Genomic DNA, 25227 nt, shown 5'->3' on the forward strand with positions numbered 1-25227 from the left:
TTCATTTTTTATCATCTTTTGGACTGACATATATCTTCCCATTGTGGTCAATGGAGCATATAAATACATCTTTGAAATCCATAATTCCGTTCTGTTGAATTTGATTTTTCAGCCAAAATCTCGTTTTCTGGATGATCTCCAGATTCTGATCCTGGACCTTTCCGTCCATAATTAAGGGGAGTGGCAGACCTTCATATTTGATATTTGGAAATCCGTCAATCTGATTTTTCTCTGTTTTGGATTTACCGGAAGAAGCCCCTTCTGAATCAGAGCCGGAAGAACTGCTGCCGTTAGAAGCATTCTCATCCTTGGGAAAAACGGTCAGCTTGCCTGTGGTCTCCAAAATAGCGAAATCAACCTCACCGATACTGTCTACATTCTGTTCACGGAGTTGTTGTAATAGATCATCCAGATTATATCGTTGCTTCCGCATCTCATCCCGGTGAAGAACGCCTTTGGAGATCAAAACAGTAGGTTTGCCATCAATTATCAGGCGAAGACGCCGACTTTTAAGACCTATAAACGCCATTCCGATCTGTACAATAATCAAGGTAAGCATGGGGGCAATCCCGTGAGAGAGCGGTTTATCAATATCTTCAATGACAAAAGCAGCCATTTCAGCAAGCATGATGGACACGACAAGATCAAACATGGATAGCTTACCAATCTCACGTTTACCCATAACCCTCATTGCACAGTACACCAGAAAGTACATGAGAATGGTTCGAAAGATATGTGATCCGACATCTGGGAAGTTCACAACAGGGGTCCTCCTTCGAAACTGAGTTTTTAACAGTTAGCTGGGTAGTGCAATCCCTATTTTGACCTGAACCTTACATGCTCATGCAGAAATAATCCGTTCATTTAATGGAAAACAGTTCATAAGTCCGAAGGCTTGACCATACACTGTATTAACTTATAACTTGTACAAGGGGGTTGCTTCATGCAATTGATCCGCCGCTTGGTTTCGTTTCGAGTGTCCAATCCGATTCTGTCAGGCCTCTGTCAGGCTTTTGTATGGATGTTTATCGGGGCATTTATTCTCTCCTTGTTTCTCTGGATGAGCGGAATGCGGGAACAGGACCTCTCGTTGTATACCTATGTTGTTCATGGCTTGTCATTATTGGTTGGTGGTTTTGTCGCAGGCAAACGTTCTGGTGAAAAAGGATGGTACTACGGAGGGATTACCGGAATCGTATATGGATTCCTTGTGCTGTTGATCGGATTTCTCGCGCTGGATGCTTCGTTTAATTGGAAGGATAGTTTACAACTGCTTAGCGCGTTCTTCATTTCAGCTCTCGGTGGTATGTTCGGTGTTAATACGCATCGCTCCTAGCTGACTCGTAAAGAGCATCGACCTTCCCTCATAAATCAAAAAAGAGAACCGGGTCTCCAGGGAGATCCGGTTCTCTACTAGGGAATACGCCACAAACGCACCCTCGTTATTCTATGTTACAGTAACTATTCAACAGCCGTATCACGAGCTACAGCCGTGCTGATTGCATTACGGTCAAATGTAAGCTTAGTTACATCGTTTACACGCAATACAACCACATCGTCCGTAATCTCAGCGATCGTACCGTGAAGGCCACCAATCGTTACAATTTTATCGCCCTTTTTCAATTGGCTCAGCATCGAATTCCGTTGCTTTTGCTTTTTGTTCTGTGGACGAATCATCAAGAAGTAGAAAATCGCAACCATGAGTACCAAAGGTACAATCAAAGATACGATTCCACCGCCTTGCGCTCCTGCTAGAGTCATTCCCTGAAACATTCAAACTCCCCCTTATCGACTATACATACAGATATTGCTTGTTACGCCAGTTCCCTCAAAACCTCAATCAGAAACCTTTGTCATTGTCATGAAGACCATATTGATCGAAAAATTCATCCCGGAAATCAAGCAAACGATCTTCCATAATGGCTTTACGTACATTACGCATCAAATTCTGCAAGAAATGAAGATTATGGATCGTTGTCAAACGCAGGCCAAATGTTTCATCTGCTTTGATCAAATGACGCAGATAAGCTCTGGAATAGTTGCGACAAGTGTAGCAATCACATTCAGGGTCAAGTGGCCCAAAATCAGTTGCAAACTTGGCATTACGAACTACCAGACGTCCTTGGCTGGTCATCGTTGTTCCGTTACGGGCAATCCGAGTTGGCAGAACACAGTCGAACATGTCCACTCCACGAATTGATCCCTCAATCAACGCATCGGGCGAACCTACCCCCATCAAATAACGTGGTTTATTGGACGGCAACAAAGGTAACGTATAATCCAATACACCATACATCAAATGTTTCGGTTCTCCAACACTCAGTCCACCAATAGCATACCCCGGGAAATCCATGGAAGTCAAATCTGCGGCGCTCTGACGGCGAAGATCTTCATGCATGCCTCCCTGTACGATGGCAAACAGACCTTGGTCATGCGGACGAGCGTGACTTTCGAGACAACGTTCTGCCCAGCGGCTTGTTCTTTCGAGTGATTTTTTTACATATTCATATTCAGCCGGATACGGTGGGCATTCGTCAAACGCCATCATAATATCGGAGCCAAGTGCATTCTGGATTTCCATCGCCACTTCAGGAGAAAGGAACTTCTTGTCTCCATTCAGATGAGAACGGAAGTTAACGCCTTCTTCCGTAATCTTGCGCATCTCGCTGAGAGAAAACACTTGGAATCCGCCGCTGTCCGTCAGAATTGGACGATCCCAGTTCATGAATTTGTGCAACCCGCCAGCTTCACGGATGATTTCATGTCCTGGTCTCAGAAACAGGTGATAGGTATTACTCAAAATAATCTGAGCATCCATTTCTTTCAACTCTTCAGGGCTCATTGTTTTGACAGTCGCCTGTGTACCTACAGGCATAAAGGTTGGTGTCTCAATAATACCGTGAGGTGTATGTACACGTCCCAGACGTGCACCGGATTGTTTGCAAGTTTTGATATGTTCATACGTAATTGCTGCCATTGGTTTTAATCATCCTCTAAAAGTTAATCGTTATACTAATATATCAACATGGCATCGCCGAAGCTGAAGAACCGGTATTTCTCTTGGATGGCTTCCTCATATGCCTGCATAATATGTTCCCTGCCTGCTAGTGCACTAACCAACATAACCAACGTGGATTTCGGGAGATGAAAATTCGTAAGCATCCCATCGATCACTTTGAAGGAATAGCCCGGATAGATGAAAATGCCGGTCCATCCGCTGCTCGCTTGCAGTATTCCATTTTCAAATTTGCTGCCTACCGTTTCCAAAGTCCGACAGCTCGTTGTCCCAACCGCAAAAACACGGTGTCCATTCGTTTTAGTCTGGTTAATCAGATCTGCCGTTTCTTGTGACAAGGAGTAATACTCCTCATGCATAACATGATCTTCAACAACGTCAACCGACATTGGTCTGAATGTTCCCAGTCCCACATGAAGCGTGATGAAGGCCACATTAACACCTTTGGCACGAATCTGATCCAACAATTCATCCGTAAAGTGCAGTCCCGCTGTAGGTGCAGCCGCCGATCCTTCATGCTTGGCGTACACGGTCTGATACCGTTCGCGGTCATCCAATGTCTCCTTGATATAAGGTGGCAACGGCATCTCACCCAGACGGTCCAAAATCTCTTGGAAGATTCCATCATACGTAAACGTAAGTGTACGTGCCCCCATCTCGCCCTCTTCTTCAATGATTGCCTTCAATTCATCACTAAATACGATGACTGAACCGGCTTTCAGCTTTTTACCCGGCTTAACCAGTGCTTCCCACTTATCGCCTTCCACATTTTTGAGCAATAACACTTCCGCTTTTGCTCCGGTATCTTCTTTTGTACCGAACAGACGGGCTGGTAGAACGCGTGTATCATTCAGAATCAATGTATCACCGGGATTCAGAAAATCGATAATATCAGGAAACGTTTGATGATTAATCTCACCACTAACTTTGTTCAAGGTAAGCAAACGGGATGCCGTGCGATCAAGTAACGGCGTCTGTGCTATCAATTGCTCTGGTAATTCAAAATCATATAAGTTCACATTCATTTAGTTTCATTCCTTAACAATAGTCGCATTTTGATAATAGTGTTTCAATATTGCCTGGTAATCATACCCTTCATCTGCCATGCCTTTGGCTCCCCATTGGGACAAGCCCAATCCGTGGCCATTGCCCTGACCGATGAACATGAAGGTCTGACCCTGCGTCACCGCTCTCGCTTGACCATCACCACTCATAACTACAAGTGCATTATCGGATGATGTTCCTGCGCCAGAAGAAGACAATACAAAGGCACCATTTGAGCCGGTTTTACTGGCTGTTTTGCCGTCAGCGCCTAATACAGTATAACTTCCGGTCCCTGCAATATCAAATAAAGTGCTCGGTAATCCACCGAGCGCAGAGCGGTATGTATCGGCATATTTCACCGTCATAGCCTGTCCGTTGGCAGTGACTTCAAGTGCTCTTCCGGAAGGTCCACGCTTGGTCACTTCCAAGGTTGAGATTGAAGCAGGAACAGACGCTGTTGTTTTACCCTGAAGGGATTTAACCAACTGGGCAGACGTGAAAGGTCCTCTCACCCAAGCATAATCGTTGGATTGAGCCACTTTTGCCAACACAACAGCTTCGTTGCCTGGATTCATTTTGGCTACAGGTTCAACGGTGGATTGAATTAACGGCACGGCACGCACATTGGTGTTCTGAGCCGTTACCGTCACTTTTGCCAGTCCTGCATTGGTCTTGGTCGTTAATTCTTTGATGTTGTCCTCACGAATGTACCCATTAACGCCTGTACCCAGCAGCACATGGTACCACGTATGTAATCCTGCCTGGGCTGATGTATCCCCTGAGCTAACCACATTGGTGAACACACCTGCTCCGCCGTTCCATACCTCAGAAGGATGAGCCGTCTGGCCGCCAGCATTAGAGGAGAATACAGCTTCGATGATTTTCCCACCGCTCTTGACCACTTCTCCAGCAGTTGCATCCACTGCACTGGTTACTTTATCGTTCTCCGAACCAATCCCGTTGTAGGCTTGGCTGAGCGTTGTATCCACGACATTCGCAATTTTGAAACGTTCACCCTGTTGAAGCGCGTAGGATCGAGCAGCTACGGCTTGAACTTTCAGAGCTTCAGCAGGCCAGGAGGAATACACCTCTGCCCCTACGACAGAGTACAGGTATTGCTCCAGTGGAACGACGTTGACCAACGCCAGATCACCACTTACGATGCTGATTTCCATATCTCCACGATACGTTCGCTGGGAACGTTCCACTACTTTGATACCATTGCCATTCCCTTGTACCAATGCTTTGGATTCAGTACCTGCAATGGTGTAATGCGGAGCTGTTTTGAGTGCATCCGTACTTAATCCTGCATCCTGGCGGATGATGAGCCCTGCATTAGTGTTGACAGGTGAAAGGCTTACCCCCGGAGCTTTGGCTTCCACACTGTTCTTCAATGCGGTTAATTCCGCATCCGTTGAAGCTTCACCCACCCATACCGCGTATGCTTGGCTTCCACCACTCAGTTGAAGGACTGGATAGACACTACTAACTCCTGTTGATAAAAGGGTGGCTTGTACTGCCTCTGCTTCCTGAATCGAACCATAGGTTCCAGCAGACAGGCGTTTACTTCCCGTTACAGTTGGCTTTTGACCAGCCAATTGAGCTGTTGCTACCTTTTGTACTCGTGTAACAGCTTGTCCTGCCAGTGCCTCCGTTGCATAGTTGCCTGTGTAGAGCTGGTAAATGGCATTTCCATTCACAGACGTTGTGAACAGCAACGGTTTATCTGCGGTTGCCTGCAACAATTTTGCTGCTGCAGATGCTGCCTTAAAGTCCGCTGTTTCCAACACCTTTACTCGGAATCCATCTGCACTGAAACGAACTTGTCCTGCCGGAAGGTTTACATTTGCGCCGCTCTCCGATTGGATGCTCCATTGTCCGGCCGACTCAAGCGTAATGAGTGGTGTAGTTGATTTATACGTACTGCCCAGATTTGCAAACATGGCAACCCGGATCGTCTGTCCATCATTTGCTGCTGCATACGCAGGCACTTGCAAACAACCCACTGTCAAAAGAGCTGCCGCCAGTACCTTCAATCGACGACTCCACTTCTTCGTTCGTATTGCTTTTCCCACAATCAGACTCCTCTCCATGCATTTCTTTCACTTTATATCGGGTTAACACGTGATTATTTCAATGTTTATGGTGAACGTTCAAATGAGCATGTTCAACAGATTTGATTATTTCCCGTCTCTTGGTGGAACAGGAAGACCCAAATGATGATAGGCGAGATCTGTTACGATCCTGCCCCTTGGTGTACGCTGAATCATACCAATCTGAAGCAGATACGGTTCATAAACATCCTCGATCGTCTGACTTTCTTCACCGATTGTAGCAGCAATTGTATCCAATCCTACGGGACCTCCCCGGAAGCTGTTGATCATCGATTTGAGCATCTTATGGTCAATGTCATCCAAGCCACGTGGATCGATCTGGAGACGTTGCAGCGCTTCTTCCGCCAGTGTCTGCGTTATAATCCCATCACCACGTACCTGTGCAAAGTCGCGTACTCGTTTTAACAAACGGTTCGCGATCCTCGGTGTCCCACGTGAGCGCAATGCAATCTCTTGCGCAGCATCTCCCACAATCTCCACACCCAAAATTTCGGTAGAGCGTGAGACGATATAAGCCAGCTCATCAACCGTGTAGAATTCCAATCGACTGATAACACCAAATCGATCTCGAAGTGGAGCAGACAGCAAGCCAGCACGCGTTGTAGCCCCAATCAGAGTGAATGGTGGCAGATCCAGCCGAACGGAACGTGCACTTGGACCTTTACCAATCATAATATCCAATGCCGAATCTTCCATAGCAGGGTACATGACTTCTTCAACCGTACGATGCAAACGATGAATCTCATCAATAAACAAGACATCGCCTTCCTGCAGATTGGTTAACAATGCTGCAAGATCACCCGGGCGTTCAATGGCCGGGCCTGACGTAGTTCGTAAATTAACGCCCAATTCGTTGGCAATAATATTGGCAAGTGTTGTTTTACCAAGTCCAGGTGGTCCATATAACAAAACGTGATCCAATGCCTCATTACGAAATTTGGCAGCTTCAATATATATCTTTAAATTTTCCTTCACCTGATTCTGCCCGATATATTCATTCAGATACCGGGGACGAAGACTCAACTCAACATTTTGGTCCTCCATCATCAAGTTCGCGGAAATAATCCGGTCATCCATGTTCATCCCTACCTTTTTTTGCAGGCTACAGCTATATTATAATATGCAATTTGTATTATCCCGTAAACAGCATTTGCAGCGCCTTTTTCATCAACACATCAACGGAATCTGCTGTAGTAACATCCTTTTTCAATTTGAGCCATACTTTATCAAGCTCACTGTCAGTATACCCAAGTGCCTTGAGACCTTCACGTGCCTCATCCCAGGCTGAACCACTTCCCGACTCTTCCGATGGAGGAGCGAACAACCCTGTTGCATAAGCTGCCGCGCCAAAACTATCCAGCTTATCCTTGAGATCCAGAATCATGCGTTGTGCAGTCTTCTTGCCGATGCCTGGCAATTTGGTCAAGAACGTAAGATTCTCCTGATAAATCGCCGTAACCACATGTTCTGGTGTACCTCCAGCGAGTATGCCCAGAGCTACTTTTGGACCAATACCGGATACTTCAATCAGTTTACGGAACAAACGCTGCTCATCCCGTGTAACAAATCCAAACAGCAACATCGCATCCTCACGCACATGATGGTGAGTGTACACGGTAATTTCGCCTTCTTGCTTCGCAAACGCAAATGGATTTGGACAGAATACGCGATACCCTACACCATGAACATCCAGCACAATATAATCATTCTCTACATGAATGAACTGTCCTCTTAGAAAATCAATCATTTTCGCAATACCTCATTCAACTTGGAATTTAATGTATAAGAGTGTGCGTGGCACACCGCTACAGCCAATGCATCCGCTACGTCATCCGGCTTAGGAACGACCTGAAGACGCAAGAACATTTTGACCATCTCCTGTACTTGCTTCTTCTCCGCTTTACCGTACCCCACAACAGCCTGCTTGATCTGCATTGGCGTATACTCTGCAATAGGCAAACCCTTCTGTGCCGCAGCGAGTACCATGACGCCTCTCGCCTGACTGACAGACATCGCTGTTGTAACGTTCCGATTGAAAAAAAGTTTCTCCAGCGCTACTGCGTCCGGTTTGTATTTATCAATCAATTGCACCATACCTTCATATACGTGAAGCAACCGTTCCTCTTCAGGGGTATGAGCTTCCGTCTGAATACATCCATATTGTACGGGTACCACCTTACTGCCGATTTTATCCACAAAACCAAAACCAACAATCGCAATCCCCGGGTCAATTCCCAAAAAACGCAAAACCATCTCTCCCTCACAAAAGCGAACATATGTATCGTTCATTTCATTATAACAAAAGATAGACCCTGCGGCAGGAAAAACTTTGTCTAACTGATTACTCGTCTTTATTCGCGAATTTTTTACATGTTTATTCGTATTTTCAACTATTTTAGTTTAAACGACAAAAAGGACATCTCTTCGATGTCCTTCATCACATTCCACGTATTTTAGATTCTATCGCTTGGTTACGTAAACCACCAATGTTATTGCTTGCCACCATCGTTTCAGTACTTCACAATTTTAATACTGTAGGTGAGGACGTTTGGATTACCCGCCATTACGGATTAAATGATGGTCTTCATCCACGGCATAGTCACTGAACGTAGAGATCACGCTATCATACTCATCCTTGTCTTGAATCCGAATACCCTGCTGCAATTGCTCTAGTACGCCTTCAGGCAAAGAACTTTCCAACGTTCCAACATCCAATTGAAAGAACGTACGAATAACCTTCTCTTCTGCAGGCTTACCCTCGTACAAATTAAGGTTCCCTACAGCATCTATGCTGATATAAGCCTGTTGTTTACAAAGCGGTGAAAGGTCATCTACACGTTGCTTCAGATACAACTCATCTGATGTTCCAACGGTAGCATCCCATTCCGGATGTTGAGCCAGCAGCATCTTCAACTGTGGTCTAGCCATCTTGCCTAACTGCTCTGTTTCCACTCCGCAGATGTACTTTGTCTCCAAAACCACACTTGTTAAATGATCCGGATCAGAATCAAGTTGCTCTACTAACGCCTGAATCTCCTGTTCTGATCTTGTTTCCTGCGTAACAGGGCCCATCACACTGGTTGCCTCACTAAAATTAGTTGTCAGCAAACGCTCTATCGCCGATGAGATAGACAACCCGCTGTAAGCCAATATCGTAACTGCAAGCAGAGCCGCCGTCATCCATACTGTTCGTTTCCACCTTCGCCAGCGTCTCTTGAATTGTTTTCTGAAGTTAAACGTGTTCACATGAACCCCTTCTATCACTTTTTAAACCTATTGTGACCTAAAGATTGAGGCTTTATGCACAATTAACTTGTAGTCTGAAGAAGGAACACACATGTGTTAGCTTAGAGAATTTGTCATAGTTAATATCGAACCTGCATTTATAGAATTTTATATAGATAAATATAAAAAAACACTATCTATAATAGATAGTGTTTTTAGAGATCGGGATGACACGATTTGAACATGCGACCCCCTGGTCCCAAACCAGGTGCTCTACCAAGCTGAGCTACATCCCGTTATATATACCGGCGAGAGGACTCGAACCTCCACGGTTTCCCACTCGATTTTGAGTCGAGCGCGTCTGCCATTCCGCCACGCCGGCAAATTTGAAGTTATAATGGCGCGCCCTGAGAGATTCGAACTCCCGGCCTTTTGATTCGTAGTCAAACGCTCTATCCAGCTGAGCTAAGGGCGCAAAAATTGGAGCGGAAGACGGGAATCGAACCCGCGACCCTCGCCTTGGCAAGGCGATGCTCTACCGCTGAGCCACTTCCGCACACGGTATTATTAATATAAAAATGGCGGAACCGACGGGATTCGAACCCGCGATCTCCTGCGTGACAGGCAGGCATGTTAGGCCAACTACACCACGGTTCCAGATCACTTTCTCAAAGGAAAGTATAATTGCGGGGGCAGGATTTGAACCTGCGGCCTTCGGGTTATGAGCCCGACGAGCTACCGGGCTGCTCCACCCCGCGTCGTTATAAAGTTTATATGGTGGAGGCTGAGGGGATCGAACCCCCGACCCTCTGCTTGTAAGGCAGATGCTCTCCCAGCTGAGCTAAGCCTCCATAATATGACCCGTAGGGGATTCGAACCCCTGTTACCTCCGTGAAAGGGAGGTGTCTTAACCCCTTGACCAACGGGCCTTAATGGCTCCCCGAACAGGGCTCGAACCTGTGACAACTCGATTAACAGTCGAGTGCTCTACCAACTGAGCTATCAGGGAATATATGCATTTGCAGTGCAAATGCAATTCATCGTACAACATCAACATGCAGAGCCTGTTTTCTATGTATGATGAAAGAGTTCGCTTGGCGGCGTCCTACTCTCCCAGGACCCTGCGGTCCAAGTACCATCGGCGCTAGAGGGCTTAACGGTCGTGTTCGGGATGGGTACGTGTGGAACCCCTCCGCCATCGCCACCAAACGCATAGCTTAGCTTACATTTCAGAGATTGTTCTCTGAAAACTAGATTCGAAACGAAACATGCGAATTACAACTTGCTATTGGATAAGCCCTCGACCGATTAGTACTGGTCAGCTCCATGCATTGCTGCACTTCCACCCCCAGCCTATCTACCTCGTCGTCTTCAAGGGGTCTTACATACTGGGAAATCTCATCTTGAGGGGGGCTTCACGCTTAGATGCTTTCAGCGTTTATCCCGTCCGTACATAGCTACCCAGCGGTGCTCCTGGCGGAACAACTGGTACACCAGCGGTACGTCCATCCCGGTCCTCTCGTACTAAGGACAGCTCCTCTCAAATTTCCTACGCCCACGACAGATAGGGACCGAACTGTCTCACGACGTTCTGAACCCAGCTCGCGTACCGCTTTAATGGGCGAACAGCCCAACCCTTGGGACCTACTTCAGCCCCAGGATGCGATGAGCCGACATCGAGGTGCCAAACCTCCCCGTCGATGTGGACTCTTGGGGGAGATAAGCCTGTTATCCCCAGGGTAGCTTTTATCCGTTGAGCGATGGCCCTTCCATGCGGTACCACCGGATCACTAAGCCCGACTTTCGTCCCTGCTCGACTTGTAGGTCTCGCAGTCAAGCTCCCTTATGCCTTTGCACTCTTCGAATGATTTCCAACCATTCTGAGGGAACCTTTGGGCGCCTCCGTTACTCTTTAGGAGGCGACCGCCCCAGTCAAACTGCCCACCTGACACTGTCCCCGCACCGGATTACGGTACCAGGTTAGAACCTAGATACGATCAGGGTGGTATCCCAACGTTGCCTCCATGCAAGCTGGCGCTCACACTTCAAAGGCTCCCACCTATCCTGTACAGATCGTACCCAAATTCAATATCAAGCTGCAGTAAAGCTCCATGGGGTCTTTCCGTCTTGTCGCGGGTAACCTGCATCTTCACAGGTATTAAAATTTCACCGGATCTCTCGTTGAGACAGCGCCCAAGTCGTTACGCCATTCGTGCGGGTCAGAATTTACCTGACAAGGAATTTCGCTACCTTAGGACCGTTATAGTTACGGCCGCCGTTTACTGGGGCTTCGGTTCACAGCTTCGGATTGCTCCTAACCACTCCCCTTAACCTTCCAGCACCGGGCAGGCGTCAGCCCGTATACTTCGCCTTACGGCTTCGCACAGACCTGTGTTTTTGCTAAACAGTCGCTTGGGCCTTTTCACTGCGGCCCCCTCGTGCTATTCACACTACCGGGGCACCCCTTCTCCCGAAGTTACGGGGTCATTTTGCCGAGTTCCTTAACGAGAGTTCTTCCGCGCGCCTTAGAATACTCTTCTCGCCTACCTGTGTCGGTTTGCGGTACGGGCACCATCACCTGGCTAGAGGCTTTTCTTGGCAGTGTGAGATCATGACCTTCGCTACTATAATTTTCGCTCCCCATCACAGCTCAGCCTTACAATGTGCGGATTTGCCTACACATCAGCCTTACTGCTTAGACGGACATCCATCAGTCCGCGTCACTACCCTACTGCGTCCCCCCATTGCTCATAACGGCTTACGGTGGTACAGGAATTTCGACCTGTTGTCCTTCGACTACGCCTTTCGGCCTCGCCTTAGGTCCCGACTTACCCTGAGCGGACGAGCCTTCCTCAGGAACCCTTAGGCTTTCGGCGGATCAGATTCTCACTGATCTTTTCGTTACTCATACCGGCATTCTCACTTGTATAATGTCCAGCGCTCCTTACGGTACACCTTCAACCCTTATACAACGCTCCCCTACCCCTGATGCAAAGCATCAAGCCATAGCTTCGGTGGTGTGTTTAGCCCCGTTACATTTTCGGCGCAGAGTCACTCGACCAGTGAGCTATTACGCACTCTTTCAATGATGGCTGCTTCTAAGCCAACATCCTGGTTGTCTGTGCAACTCCACATCCTTTCCCACTTAACACACACTTGGGGACCTTAGCTGATGGTCTGGGCTGTTTCCCTTTTGACAATGGATCTTAGCACTCACTGTCTGACTCCCGGAAGTAAGTCTATGGCATTCGGAGTTTGACTGAGCTTGGTAACCCTTGCGGGCCCCGCACCCAATCAGTGCTCTACCTCCACGACTCTGTTTTCCGAGGCTAGCCCTAAAGCTATTTCGGGGAGAACCAGCTATCTCCGAGTTCGATTGGAATTTCTCCGCTACCCCCACCTCATCCCCGCATTTTTCAACATGCGTGGGTTCGGGCCTCCAGTGCGTGTTACCGCACCTTCACCCTGGACAGGGGTAGATCACCCGGTTTCGGGTCTACGTCCACGTACTAAGTCGCCCTATTCAGACTCGCTTTCGCTGCGGCTCCGGCTCTTCACCTTAACCTTGCACGGGAACGTAACTCGCCGGTTCATTCTACAAAAGGCACGCCATCACCCCTAAAACGGGCTCTGACTTTTTGTAAGCACACGGTTTCAGGTTCTATTTCACTCCCCTTCCGGGGTGCTTTTCACCTTTCCCTCACGGTACTGCTTCACTATCGGTCGCTAGGAAGTATTTAGCCTTGGCAGATGGTCCTGCCGGATTCATACGGGGTTTCACGTGCCCCGCACTACTCGGGATCCGTCTCGGAGGGAACCAACTTTCAACTACAGGGCTTTTACCTTCTTTGGCGGGCCTTTCCAGACCTCTTCGCTTAACCGGTTCCTTTGTAACTCCATGTGAGACGTCCCACAACCCCAAAGAGCAAGCTCTTTGGTTTGGGCTTCTCCGCGTTCGCTCGCCGCTACTGACGGAATCACTATTGTTTTCTCTTCCTCAGGGTACTTAGATGTTTCAGTTCCCCTGGTATGCCTCTGCATAACCTATGTATTCAGTTATGAGTAACTGGAAATTACCCCAGCTGGGTTTCCCCATTCGGACACCCCCGGATCAAAGCTTGCTTACAGCTCCCCGAGGCAGTTTCGTTGTTCGCCACGTCCTTCATCGGCTCCTAGCGCCTAGGCATCCTCCGTGTGCTCTTAGTAGCTTAACCATTTTGTTCCGGTTTCGGTCGCTCGCTTCCCTTGTTTTGCTTGCGCAAAGCCAAAAGTCGCTCTCACCCGATACCATCACAAAAGCAATTTAACTACCTTTATACACTTGACTTGTTTGCACAAGTTCAGCTTAAAGGAATGTTCTAATTCGCGTTTGTTTCGTTTCGATATCTAGTTTTCAAAGAACAAGCTCCATGCAAAAGCAAGCTGTTTGAGAGTTTGAGCTCTCAAAACCGAACAACGAGTGAGTGTTTTGCAGCTAAGCTGCGTATTTGAATGTTTCCGTTGCAGGAAACGATTCTCCATAGAAAGGAGGTGATCCAGCCGCACCTTCCGATACGGCTACCTTGTTACGACTTCACCCCAATCATCTATCCCACCTTCGGCGGCTGGCTCCTTGCGGTTACCCCACCGACTTCGGGTGTTATAAACTCTCGTGGTGTGACGGGCGGTGTGTACAAGACCCGGGAACGTATTCACCGCGGCATGCTGATCCGCGATTACTAGCAATTCCGACTTCATGCAGGCGAGTTGCAGCCTGCAATCCGAACTGAGACCGGCTTTGTTGGGATTGGCTCCATCTCGCGATTTCGCAGCCCGTTGTACCGGCCATTGTAGTACGTGTGTAGCCCAGGTCATAAGGGGCATGATGATTTGACGTCATCCCCACCTTCCTCCGGTTTGTCACCGGCAGTCTATCTAGAGTGCCCACCCGAAGTGCTGGCAACTAAATATAAGGGTTGCGCTCGTTGCGGGACTTAACCCAACATCTCACGACACGAGCTGACGACAACCATGCACCACCTGTCTTGAATGTTCCGAAGAAAAGGTACATCTCTGCACCGGTCATTCAGATGTCAAGACCTGGTAAGGTTCTTCGCGTTGCTTCGAATTAAACCACATACTCCACTGCTTGTGCGGGTCCCCGTCAATTCCTTTGAGTTTCAGTCTTGCGACCGTACTCCCCAGGCGGAGTGCTTAATGTGTTAACTTCGGCACCAAGGGTATCGAAACCCCTAACACCTAGCACTCATCGTTTACGGCGTGGACTACCAGGGTATCTAATCCTGTTTGCTCCCCACGCTTTCGCGCCTCAGCGTCAGTTACAGCCCAGAGAGTCGCCTTCGCCACTGGTGTTCCTCCACATATCTACGCATTTCACCGCTACACGTGGAATTCCACTCTCCTCTTCTGCACTCAAGTCACCCAGTTTCCAGTGCGATCCGGGGTTGAGCCCCGGGATTAAACACCAGACTTAAATGACCGCCTGCGCGCGCTTTACGCCCAATAATTCCGGACAACGCTTGCCCCCTACGTATTACCGCGGCTGCTGGCACGTAGTTAGCCGGGGCTTTCTTCTCAGGTACCGTCACCTTGAGAGCAGTTACTCTCCCAAGCGTTCTTCCCTGGCAACAGAGCTTTACGATCCGAAAACCTTCATCACTCACGCGGCATTGCTCCGTCAGGCTTTCGCCCATTGCGGAAGATTCCCTACTGCTGCCTCCCGTAGGAGTCTGGGCCGTGTCTCAGTCCCAGTGTGGCCGATCACCCTCTCAGGTCGGCTACGCATCGTCGCCTTGGTGAGCCGTTACCTCACCAACTAGCTAATGCGCCGCAGGCCCATCCCCAAGTGACAGATTGCTCCGTCTTTCCAGTTTCCTTCAGGCGAAGAAAACAATTATTCGGTATTAGCTACCGTTTCCGGTAGTTGTCCCAAACTTGAGGGCAGGTTGCCTACGTGTTACTCACCCGTCCGCCGCTAACCATCCGAGAAGCAAGCTTCTCTTCAAGTCCGCTCGACTTGCATGTATTAGGCATGCCGCCAGCGTTCGTCCTGAGCCAGGATCAAACTCTCCAATAAAGTATTGAAAAGAGCGATAAGCTCATTTTGAATCTGACGAGATTAAAAATCTCATTTGTGCTCCAGCCGATTCAAGCCAAGGCTTGTCTCAAACTTTCGCGTTCATTCTGCAAGCAGAATGTTTACTCACTCGTTGTTCAGTTTTCAAAGATCAAACTTGTTTCATTACCTCTTATGTTTCCCGTGTCAGCCGTGTGTTTCAGCGGCGACTTAAATAATATATCATACGGCTGAATGTAATGCAACAGTTTTTTTTCATTTCTTTTCTTTAGTAGTTTTACATTAGCTAGAGCTATCATATCCGTACCCTATCTTGTCCTATCATATTAGGTCATGCTCATAAGGTACAAATATTTTAACACATTCATGAAAGGGTTTACAATAGCTTCTTAATAAAATGCTTTCTATTATTTCCTGAGCAACTATCTCCGTTATTGCGCAACTCAATGTTCACTCAAGTAAGCGGGAAGCCAGCTCTCTATTACAGAGCTGGCTTCCCGCTTATATAACAGGTCCCTCACTTATTCATCAATCACAATCCTCAGGTTAGTTTTGTATCCATGGATTACGACGCTTTTTATCGGATTTCCGTTGGTTGGAAGTAGCTGCACCCTCTCTGGATGTTTTCCCGGACACGGATACCTTGGATTTATTCTTCAGAGGAGCCTTGCTTGTTCTGCGTTTTGCAGCGGCCGGCTTATTCCCTGCTTGCTTAGACTTCCCTTCCGAATCTGATCCAACCTCTTCAATTGCTACCTGACTTAAGTTAGCGTCTTCACGCCCCCCTTTTTTGCCACCCTTCCCTTGCCCCTGAGGAGGATACATTTCACCAAATGCTCCAAGCGGGGACGGGGGAACCATGTTCTGAGTAGGGTACGGATTCTGATAAGCATACTCAATAGGCTGGTTTGGCATCGTTGATGTGGACATTTCAGGCGGCATACCGTACGAAGGACCATACATATTCCAAGCCGGATCCTGATAACCATGAGAAGGATAAGTATACTGAGGCATATGTGTATGTGAGCCACATCCGCATGGAGGGTACGGAAGCATTGAGTATGGAGATATGAAAGGCGGCTGATGATTCATATGACTAGGTGCTGCATATGTTGGGAATGGACTATTCACTTCGCCAGCTGGCGCAATCGGAAATGAGTTGTTTTGCATTTCTGCGGACAGATTCGGCATAACGTTATTGTGGTTATAACCCTGCTCCGCGCCAGTCCACGGACTGTTAGGCAGATCACTGCCACTATAAGGACTAACTTCCGGAATCCCTGGAAACGCCGCATTGTTACTCGCTCCTGCCGTGTACATGTCTTGCTGAGCACCATACACCTCTTGTACAGAAACCGGGATTTGAACATAAGGGTGCTCGGCTGGCGCATGATGCAACTTATTACCACAACCACAAGGTTTTTTCGTTGCTGGTGCAACCTCAGTTGGAGACTTTGTATTAGGCATTACAGGCAAAGGCATAATTTCAGGCGAAAGATTAGGCATTGTGTATTTCTTGGATTCTGCTACCGGTTTTACATAAACTTCGGGTTTAACCTCTTCTTTTTTGTGCGTTTCCTTTTCGGGTTTCACTTCAGGAAGCTCCGGTAACTGCGGCAGTACCTCCAGTTCAGGCTTCACATTCGGCTTCTCCGTATTGGCTGGTGGTGGAGCAGGCACCGGGACAGGAACAGGAACCTCTGCTACCGGAGCAGGGGGAGTTGGCGCTACTGGAGCCGGTGGTTCCGGTTCTTTGACTCCCGTGTATTCCTTACCCTCAGGTGACAACTTTTCATGAGCAGCAATATTACTGGCACCCGAATTAGATGTGGTGTTTCCTTGTGCGTGCATAGATGGAATATAAACTGTCTCCCCCACCAGCAGAGCGTTCGGATTTTTCAACTGTGGATTGGCATTGACCATGTCTTTTAAAGGAACTCCCCAGGCTTGTGCCAACTTCCATAACGAATCTCCTTGTTGCACCTTGTGACTGTGGAGCACACCCTCCGGTTTCGGTGTTACTGGCTCTGCAGGGATTTTGACCTTCATGCCAATATCCAGCTTGTCGGGATTTGTGATTTGCGGATTAGCCGCGATCAATTTGTCCAGCGCTACATTGTATTTTTGGGACAGCAGATATAATGTGTCGCCTTTTTTCACCATGTGTATTTTCACAGGGAACTAACCTCCTAGACGTCATACTTGGGCAGTACATTCGCCCATACCGTTACTACATCCTATGCAGAAACCGGGCTAATGACATCAACTAAACAAAAAAAATCCTCCTGTCTCTAAAATCCCCATACGCCAGGTATGCAAAATTTTATCGGACAAGGAGGATTCCTGTTCCCTATGTTATGCAGTTCTAACTTAAGATTCCCACACTTTATATCCATCTTTGTCAACAATCTGACGGAATGCTTCCAGCAGTCTCAGCGTTACCGGACCTGCTACTCCCGTGCCAATTGTTCTTCCATCGACTTCATATGCAGCGATAACTTCTGCAGCTGTCCCGGTGAAAAAGACTTCGTCTGCGATATACACATCATGCAGAGTGAATGGCACTTCTTTTAATTCAAGCTCCAGTTCGCCACATAGATCGATAATCGCTTGACGTGTAATCCCTTCAAGCGCTCCGAGATAACAAGGCGGCGTGTACACTACACCATTTTTGATGATGAAGATGTTATCACTTGAACCCTCAGTAACGTAACCTTGGGAATTCAGCATAATTGCTTCACCAGCACCTGAATAGTTAGACTGGATTTTAACCAGAATGTTATTCAGATAGTTCAATGATTTAATTTTTGGATTCAATGCGTCTGGGATGTTCCGGCGTTGGGATACCGACACGGCTTTCAATCCAGTAAGATACGCTTCCTCCGGATAGATCGCTAATTGCTCCACTATGATGATTACGGATGCCTTAGGGCAACGTAACGGGTCCAACCCCAGATTACCAGGGCCACGCGATACAATAAGACGAATATAACCATTACGCATATCATTGCGGCGCACCGTTTCAGCCATGACTTCCAGCATCTCATCAATGGACAGCGGAATGTTCAAACTAATGGATTTTGCCGAATCATACAAACGATCCAAGTGGGCCTTACATCTGAAAATATTTCCGTTATAGATCCGAATACCTTCGAAAATCCCGTCTCCATACAAAAATCCATGATCATACACCGAAACAGTTGCGTTCTCCTTGGTCACATACTGACCATCCAAATAGATCCATTGTTCTGCCACTGATGACTGCACCTCCATAAAATATCCATTCCCTTTACTCCGTAACGTTATTAACCCGTCCATTGTACACCAAATGACAAGCTATTACTCGCTCATTCTACCCCGACTTATGACAACCTTCTAACATTCCCAAACACCATCAGGTCAATATCTCGAAGGATATGTATAACAAGGATAGCTACCCAGAACGCGCACCTGACAATTCAATGCTTCAATCTCCGCCATGGCTGCGGTAAGCAATACCGAATCGACCGTTTCCACAACATCAATGTAAAAATAGTAACTGCCCAATCGTTTCTTCGTTGGACGAGATTCGAGACGGGTCAAGTTCAGCTTCCGCCATGCAAAAGCCGACAATACCTGATGCAATGCACCCGGTGCATCTTCTGGCAACGTCACCAGCAAGCTGGTTTTTATATGATCCGGTTCACGTGGAATGTTCACAGGTTCATGGCCAATGAGTACAAAACGGGTGTAGTTGTTGTCATGATCTGTAACCCGTTCAGCCATAATGTCCAGACCATGCTTCTGAGCAGCAAGTTTGGTACCAATCGCTACCCAGCCCTTACCTGGATTTTTTTTCACAATTTCTACAGCTTCGGCTGTACTGTTCACACCTTCAAGCTCCGCCCCAGGCGAATGCAGCCGAATAAAATTCTGACACTGCGGAATAGCCACAGGGTGAGACATAATCTTGGTGATTCTACCAAAGTCATAATCGCCACTCTCTGTCTTAAATTCCGAACCATGTCCAATCACATTCTGGATGGATGGGTATACCCACTCCGCCTGCATTGGAATATCCACTTCATTTACAAGCCAGTCCATATGAAGACTAACGGAACCCTCAATGGTATTTTCAATCGGAATGACACTGTATTGTGCATTCCCGCTATCCGTTGCTCTAAACACATCCGAAATGAGCTTGGAGTGAAGCAAATCTAATGGTTCCCCGTTGAAAAGGAAATCAATTGCCTCATGAGAGACTGAGCCTTCAGGTAATACTGCAATTCGTTTCATGCATTAACTTCCCCTTTGATTCTGTCCAGAAAAGGACGTTCGTCTTGATCAGGCAGCACGGTTACACCGTCCAAATCCGGATCGAGCCACAGTGCAGAAGCAGATATGCCCTCCCGCTCCATGGTGTCCAGCAAATATTGTTCCAGTCCCGCTTTCCGGGTGTCATGACGATCTACCAAAGTCAATACGGTCGGGCCAGCTCCGCTCAGGGCAGCTCCCAACGCTCCATGATCAACAGCATGTTCCAATATCTCAGCCATGCCTGGCACCAATGATGCCCGATATGGTTGGTGAATTCGATCTGACATCGCCTTCTGAATCATATCCAGTCGTCCACTCGCCAAAGCGGCAACGAGCAGTGAAGATCTGCTAATGTTATGCACCACATCAGACATGCCAAATTGCTCTGGAATTACATTCCTTGCTTTTGAAGTAGACAGCTGGAATTCAGGTACAATAACCAAAGCCTGCATATCCTGGTGTGGTTCAATACGTATATGATCTACCTGTTGACCATTCCATGCAGCCGTAATAATACCGCCATACAGAGATGCTCCCACATTATCAGGATGCTTCTCGAGGGATGTGGCCATATCCAGAAGCTTGGCATCAGATAAAGGAGCGCCAATTAATGCATTCGCTGCTGCCAATGCACCAACGATGGCTGATGCACTGCTCCCGAGTCCCCGCGTAAGCGGAATATCGGAATACATGGAAATCTCCAATTCAGGGATGGATACCCCAGCCTCATTGAATACCATCTGTGCAACTTCGTAAATCAAATTCGATTTGTCTGTTGGCAGGCCTGTCAAATGATTGCCGTGAAGATGAAATGACGTCTGCTCGGCAGGTTTCATTTCCAACCAGGCATACAAAGACAATGCCATGCCCAGGGTATCAAACCCTGGACCGAGATTGGCTGTACTTGCAGGTATTTTTACGGTTACCTTTTCACGCAAACTCATACAGATTGCTGCTCCAGTTGTGCAATGGCCGCCATTACCGCTTCTTCCGTATCTTCAACAACAAGTGGCTCGGTCGCTACTGTTTTGATCGCAATATTAGGATCTTTCAGGCCATTGCCTGTCAGTACACAAACTACAGTCTCTCCGCCTTTAAAGTACCCTTCACTCTTCAGTTTGTATACACCGGCAAGGGAAGCCGCAGAAGCAGGTTCAGCAAAAATTCCTTCCCGAGAAGCAAGTGTACGATACGCTGTCAGGATTTGTTCATCCGTTACATAGTTGATCTGTCCACCAGATTCCTCAGCTGCAGCTACTGCCGTTTTCCAGCTCGCAGGATTACCGATTCGAATTGCTGTTGCTACCGTTTCAGGTTCAAGGATCGGCTCACCTTTGACAATGGCCATCGCACCTTCAGCTTCGAAACCAACCATACGTGGAAGCGTGCTGGACTTGCCTGCCTCTTTATATTCTTTGAAACCTTTCCAATAAGCCGAGATATTTCCCGCATTACCGACTGGAATAGCCAGAACGTCAGGCGCTTCGCCAAGTTGTTCAATTACTTCAAACGCCGCTGTCTTCTGTCCTTCAATCCGGAACGGATTCACAGAGTTTACAAGCGTGATCGGATGTTTGGCTGTGATCTCACGCACAATCTCCAGTGCACGGTCAAAGTTACCATTGATCGCAATCACCTTAGCTCCATAGATCATGGCTTGGGCCAGTTTACCCAGTGCAATGTTGTTATTCGGGATCAGTACGATACAATTGAGGCCACCACGTGCGGCATAGGCCGCTGCAGCTGCTGACGTATTACCTGTGGATGCACACATGATCGTACGGCTGCCCTCTTCCATCGCTTTGGCAACAGCCATAACCATACCGCGGTCTTTGAAAGATCCCGTAGGGTTCAAACCTTCATACTTGAAATAAACATTCAAACCGAGTTCCTCAGACAGATTCTCTGCATGAATCAACGGTGTATTTCCTTCCTGAAGCGTAAGCAGGGGTGTATTTTCATTAACTGGAAGGTGCTCTCTGTACGTTTGCAAAAGTCCTTGATATCTCATTGTGGGTAAACTCCTTTATGTTTTAATAATCTGAAATGATGACCTGTTGAACCGGATATGATTAACTTGTACGTTATAACTGAAATAATTGAGATGCCGTATGGGATAAGGACAATTATCCTTCGACCCGGTAGACACTCTTAATGCGGCGAATGACGCTGAGTGATTCAAAATGTTTTAACACTTTATCCATGCTTGCCTTACTTGCATTATGTGTAACGATAATGATCTCGGCATCCGGGTTGTGCTCATTCGGCTGTTGAACAACCGACGCCAGACTGACATCATATTCTGCAAAAATTTGTGTGATTTGTGCCAATACACCGGCTTTGTCGTCTACATGTAGTAAAATAAAGTTTTTCGACACGATCTGCTCGTCGCTTTGTAGTCGCTTAATCTTATAAGGCACAATTGCTTTGAGACCGTTCACGCCAAGTTTAAGGTTTTTGGTAACCGCCACAATGTCAGCTACAACCGAAGTTGCCGTTGGGAGTTCTCCCGCACCCGCACCGTAGAACATCGTCTCCCCTACAGCTTCACCGTGTACATATACTGCGTTGAACACACCGTTGACTGAAGCAATAGGGTGATTCTGTCTAACCATTGTCGGCTGAACGCTGATCGTGATCTCATCGCCAATACGGTCCGCAATACCAAGTAACTTCATCTCATAGCCCAATCTTTTGGCATACATAATGTCTTCTCGAGTTACGGAGGATATTCCTTTAACGGTTACATCCTTCAACTCCACATTGGTGCGGAAACCGAGTGTACTCAATATCGCCATTTTGCGAGCTGCGTCAAGTCCCTCCACATCGGAAGTTGGATCGGATTCGGCGTATCCCAGAGCCTGTGCTTCAGCCAGTACTTCTTCATAGGATGCACCTTCCTGACTCATTTTGGTCAGAATAAAGTTCGTTGTTCCGTTCACAATCCCCATAATGCGGGTAATCCGATCAGAAGAGAAACCTTCAATCAGCGTACGAATGATCGGAATCCCTCCAGCAACACTCGCCTCATAGAACACGTCACATTGTTTTTCCTGTGCCTTCGCCAAAATCTCTGTACCATGCAGTGCCATGAGATCTTTGTTTGCTGTTACGATATGTTTCCCACGTTCCAACGCTTCAAGAATATACTCCTTCGTCTGATCAATGCCGCCCATGACTTCAACGATGACATCAATATCCGGATGACGAATGACTTCCCAAGGATCTTCCGTAAGCTTGGCACGGTCTACAGCAATAACACGTTCTTTCTCTGTATTTTTCACTGCGATCTTCTCGATGACAATCGGCGATCCAACCTGGCTACTCAGATCCTCCTGATTCCCTTCCACAATGCGAACAACTCCCGTTCCGACAGTTCCCAGACCCAACAATCCGACTTTTACCGGTTTCACTAACGATCTACCCCCTATTGTCTATTCTTGTCCGTCAGTCCTGTATGTTAAAGCCTAATTACCCTTGGCCTACAATACGTGTACGTCTTACGCCAGGCATATCTTGCATTCGATCCAGCATTTCACCGATTTCGCCATGAAGATGTGTTGTTTCCACCGAAATGACAACATTGGCTCTTCCCTGAAGCGGGATACTCTGATTAATTGTGAGTACATTAGCTCCATAACCAGCTACATGTCCAAGCACACGAGACAAGATACCCGACTGATGCTCCAGATCAATGGAGATCGTTACAATTCTCTCGCGCTCAAGCTGGTTGATCAGATGTATTCCATCCTTGTACTTGTAAAAGGCACTCCGGCTTAATCCGACCTTTTCAACTGCCTCATGCACTGTTTTAACATCACCAGAAGCCAGTAGTTCTTTTACCTGCATGGTCTTCACCACTGCCTCTGGTAAAATATCTTCCCGTACTAAGTAATAGCGTTCGTTCACAGAACGTCCTCTCCTCAAAGACTCATGTATTCATATAGTGGACATTATATAGGATCTATGACAAAAGGGCAATACATGACACGCCTATTTTTTGAAATACGTTCCTCACAGTATACAAGTTTATCCCTCTCCCATGTCAGGAAAAAACAAAAAAAACGCAGAGTTGCGGGTCAACTTCCCACTTCTCTGCGTTCCTATATCAATCTGTCTCTCCACGGAAGACGGCTACTTAGTAGTAACTGCTACCTTCCACGAATTCGAATTCAAAGTCTCCAATACGAACGATGGTGCCTTCTACAGCTCCGCGCTTACGCAACTCAGCATCCACACCCATATAACGCAGTGTACGTGCGAGTTTCAGTATAGCCTCGTGCGAGTTCAGTTGCATCCGTTTCATCATGCGGTCAATCTTGGCACTTTCGACAACGAACATTTCATTCTCACGCACAATTTTGAAACCATCGTCTTCTTTTTTGTCCAGACTGTATACTTTACGTTCAGATACATCTGCTACCTCTTCAACCACTCGCTCGTCTGGAGCCTGATCCAGCAGATCAGCTGCACGATACAGAAGTTCTTGAATCCCTTTACGAGTCAAGGATGAAATTGGCATCACTTCAATATCAGGTTGCACTTCACGAACTTGCTGTAAAAATTGCTCCAGGTTCGCTTCAGAGTCTGGCATATCCATCTTGTTAGCTGCTACAACTTGCGTTCTCTCGGCGAGAAGCGGATTGTACAACTTCAATTCGTCATTGATTTTCTGCCAGTCTTCAAAAGGATCGCGTCCTTCCGAACCCGACATATCTACGACATGAACAATAATACGAGTACGCTCGACATGACGCAGGAACTCATGTCCCAGTCCGACTCCTTCATGCGCACCTTCAATCAGTCCAGGCAGATCAGCCATGACAAAGCTTCGGCCTTCTCCTACACCGACTACACCCAGATTCGGTGTAATGGTTGTGAAATGGTATGCACCGATCTTTGGCTTGGCTGACGAAACGACAGAAAGCAATGTGGATTTCCCGACACTCGGGAAACCAACCAGACCAACATCTGCCATAACTTTCAGTTCGAGTACGATGTAACGCTCTTGTCCTTCTTCACCGTTCTCAGCAAGTTCAGGTGCAGGATTGTTCGGTGTAGCAAATCGGATGTTACCTCGTCCGCCCCGACCACCACGAGCAATAACAACCTGTTGACCGTGACGTGTCATATCCGCCAGTACTTCTCCACTGTCTTCATCCAAGATGATAGTTCCTGGTGGAATGCGCACAATCATGTTCTCCGCGTTTGCACCATGCTGACTTTTGTTACGTCCCTTCTCACCACGTGGGGCCTTAAAGTGACGCTGGTAACGAAAATCCATCAACGTACGCAAACCTTCATCCACGCGGAAAATGATGTCAGCTCCTCTGCCTCCATCGCCCCCGGCAGGTCCGCCGTTTGGTACATACTTCTCACGACGGAACGAAATAATTCCGTCCCCTCCGTCTCCGGCTTTTACATAAATCTTCGCTTTATCTACAAACATTGGTTAA

The 25227-nt window shown here is 47.4% G+C and carries 18 protein-coding genes, 9 tRNA genes and 3 rRNA genes; 1 reads left to right on the plus strand and 29 read right to left on the minus strand.

The window, feature by feature from the left end:
- Position 1: 1 nt before the first annotated feature.
- Positions 2-760 (minus strand): DUF421 domain-containing protein, encoded by a 759-nt coding sequence (locus NSQ20_RS24850; protein WP_340031074.1) that lies wholly within the window; start codon positions 758-760, stop codon positions 2-4.
- A gap of 183 nt (positions 761-943) precedes the next feature.
- On the opposite strand from NSQ20_RS24850, the gene NSQ20_RS24855 reads away from it, so the two are divergent.
- The gene (locus NSQ20_RS24855; RefSeq protein ID WP_340031075.1) at positions 944-1336 is read left to right on the plus strand and encodes a TIGR04086 family membrane protein; all 393 of its coding nucleotides are present in this window, start codon (positions 944-946) and stop codon (positions 1334-1336) included.
- 125 nt (positions 1337-1461) lie between these two features.
- Here NSQ20_RS24855 and yajC read toward each other — a convergent pair whose 3' ends face one another.
- The 28 genes from yajC to obgE form a co-directional block, all read right to left on the minus strand.
- Positions 1462-1773 carry a preprotein translocase subunit YajC gene (yajC, locus tag NSQ20_RS24860; RefSeq protein WP_074096232.1) on the minus strand — a complete coding sequence of 104 codons (312 nt, stop codon included), beginning with the start codon at positions 1771-1773 and terminating at the stop codon, positions 1462-1464.
- Between the two features lie 67 nt (positions 1774-1840).
- Positions 1841-2977 (minus strand): tRNA guanosine(34) transglycosylase Tgt, encoded by a 1137-nt coding sequence (gene tgt, locus NSQ20_RS24865; protein ID WP_036616872.1) that lies wholly within the window; start codon positions 2975-2977, stop codon positions 1841-1843.
- A gap of 35 nt (positions 2978-3012) precedes the next feature.
- Positions 3013-4041 (minus strand): tRNA preQ1(34) S-adenosylmethionine ribosyltransferase-isomerase QueA, encoded by a 1029-nt coding sequence (queA, locus tag NSQ20_RS24870; protein WP_340031077.1) that lies wholly within the window; start codon positions 4039-4041, stop codon positions 3013-3015.
- 6 nt (positions 4042-4047) lie between these two features.
- The gene (locus NSQ20_RS24875; protein ID WP_340031078.1) at positions 4048-6135 is read right to left on the minus strand and encodes a SpoIID/LytB domain-containing protein; all 2088 of its coding nucleotides are present in this window, start codon (positions 6133-6135) and stop codon (positions 4048-4050) included.
- A gap of 105 nt (positions 6136-6240) precedes the next feature.
- Positions 6241-7251, minus strand: coding sequence for a Holliday junction branch migration DNA helicase RuvB (gene ruvB, locus NSQ20_RS24880; protein WP_036616868.1), 1011 nt, complete (start codon positions 7249-7251; stop codon positions 6241-6243).
- 55 nt (positions 7252-7306) lie between these two features.
- Positions 7307-7921, minus strand: coding sequence for a Holliday junction branch migration protein RuvA (gene ruvA / locus NSQ20_RS24885; RefSeq protein ID WP_036616866.1), 615 nt, complete (start codon positions 7919-7921; stop codon positions 7307-7309).
- Positions 7918-8421, minus strand: coding sequence for a crossover junction endodeoxyribonuclease RuvC (gene ruvC / locus NSQ20_RS24890; RefSeq protein ID WP_017686765.1), 504 nt, complete (start codon positions 8419-8421; stop codon positions 7918-7920). Before ruvC ends, ruvA begins: the two co-directional genes overlap by 4 nt.
- Positions 8422-8727: 306 nt before the next feature.
- On the minus strand, positions 8728-9420 hold the full coding sequence (locus tag NSQ20_RS24895; RefSeq protein ID WP_340031079.1) for a BofC C-terminal domain-containing protein: 693 nt from the start codon (positions 9418-9420) through the stop codon (positions 8728-8730).
- A gap of 201 nt (positions 9421-9621) precedes the next feature.
- Positions 9622-9695, minus strand: a tRNA-Pro gene (locus NSQ20_RS24900).
- Positions 9696-9702: 7 nt separating this feature from the next.
- A tRNA-Leu gene (locus tag NSQ20_RS24905) sits at positions 9703-9781 on the minus strand.
- 16 nt (positions 9782-9797) lie between these two features.
- A tRNA-Arg gene (locus NSQ20_RS24910) sits at positions 9798-9874 on the minus strand.
- 6 nt (positions 9875-9880) lie between these two features.
- Positions 9881-9955, minus strand: a tRNA-Gly gene (locus tag NSQ20_RS24915).
- A gap of 23 nt (positions 9956-9978) precedes the next feature.
- A tRNA-Asp gene (locus tag NSQ20_RS24920) sits at positions 9979-10056 on the minus strand.
- A 27-nt stretch (positions 10057-10083) separates the two neighbouring features.
- Positions 10084-10157, minus strand: a tRNA-Met gene (locus tag NSQ20_RS24925).
- A 17-nt stretch (positions 10158-10174) separates the two neighbouring features.
- Positions 10175-10250 (minus strand) — tRNA-Val (locus NSQ20_RS24930).
- Positions 10251-10256: 6 nt separating this feature from the next.
- Positions 10257-10328, minus strand: a tRNA-Glu gene (locus NSQ20_RS24935).
- Between the two features lie 4 nt (positions 10329-10332).
- Positions 10333-10408 (minus strand) — tRNA-Asn (locus tag NSQ20_RS24940).
- 83 nt (positions 10409-10491) lie between these two features.
- Positions 10492-10608 (minus strand): 5S ribosomal RNA (rrf, locus tag NSQ20_RS24945).
- A 79-nt stretch (positions 10609-10687) separates the two neighbouring features.
- Positions 10688-13613: ribosomal RNA gene (locus NSQ20_RS24950) — 23S ribosomal RNA — on the minus strand.
- 309 nt (positions 13614-13922) lie between these two features.
- Positions 13923-15475 (minus strand): 16S ribosomal RNA (locus NSQ20_RS24955).
- The 16S, 23S and 5S rRNA genes sit together here with 9 tRNA genes alongside, the layout of an rRNA operon.
- 546 nt (positions 15476-16021) lie before the next feature.
- Entirely contained in the window at positions 16022-17650 is a 1629-nt protein-coding gene (locus NSQ20_RS24960) for a LysM domain-containing protein (RefSeq protein ID WP_340031080.1), read from the minus strand.
- Positions 17651-17845: 195 nt separating this feature from the next.
- Positions 17846-18730 (minus strand): branched-chain-amino-acid transaminase, encoded by an 885-nt coding sequence (gene ilvE / locus NSQ20_RS24965; RefSeq protein ID WP_017692630.1) that lies wholly within the window; start codon positions 18728-18730, stop codon positions 17846-17848.
- 144 nt (positions 18731-18874) lie between these two features.
- A complete protein-coding gene (gene pheA, locus NSQ20_RS24970) occupies positions 18875-19750 on the minus strand; it encodes a prephenate dehydratase (RefSeq protein ID WP_340031082.1) in 876 nt (291 codons plus the stop codon).
- Positions 19747-20715 carry a homoserine kinase gene (thrB, locus tag NSQ20_RS24975; protein ID WP_340031083.1) on the minus strand — a complete coding sequence of 323 codons (969 nt, stop codon included), beginning with the start codon at positions 20713-20715 and terminating at the stop codon, positions 19747-19749. Before thrB ends, pheA begins: the two co-directional genes overlap by 4 nt.
- Entirely contained in the window at positions 20712-21782 is a 1071-nt protein-coding gene (gene thrC / locus NSQ20_RS24980; RefSeq protein WP_036673546.1) for a threonine synthase, read from the minus strand. The genes thrB and thrC overlap by 4 nt, the downstream gene beginning before the upstream one ends.
- Positions 21783-21897: 115 nt before the next feature.
- Positions 21898-23184: a homoserine dehydrogenase gene (locus NSQ20_RS24985; protein WP_017692626.1), complete on the minus strand. Its 1287-nt coding sequence runs from the start codon at positions 23182-23184 to the stop codon at positions 21898-21900.
- Positions 23185-23242: 58 nt separating this feature from the next.
- Positions 23243-23680: an ACT domain-containing protein gene (locus NSQ20_RS24990; RefSeq protein ID WP_211084557.1), complete on the minus strand. Its 438-nt coding sequence runs from the start codon at positions 23678-23680 to the stop codon at positions 23243-23245.
- Positions 23681-23909: 229 nt separating this feature from the next.
- Positions 23910-25220, minus strand: a complete 1311-nt coding sequence (gene obgE / locus NSQ20_RS24995; protein ID WP_036673545.1) for a GTPase ObgE — start codon at positions 25218-25220, stop codon at positions 23910-23912.
- Between the last annotated feature and the right edge of the window lie 7 nt (positions 25221-25227).

Origin of the sequence: Paenibacillus sp. FSL K6-1122 (assembly GCF_037977015.1) — a bacterium.
Classification (GTDB): Bacteria; Bacillota; Bacilli; order Paenibacillales; family Paenibacillaceae; genus Paenibacillus; species Paenibacillus amylolyticus.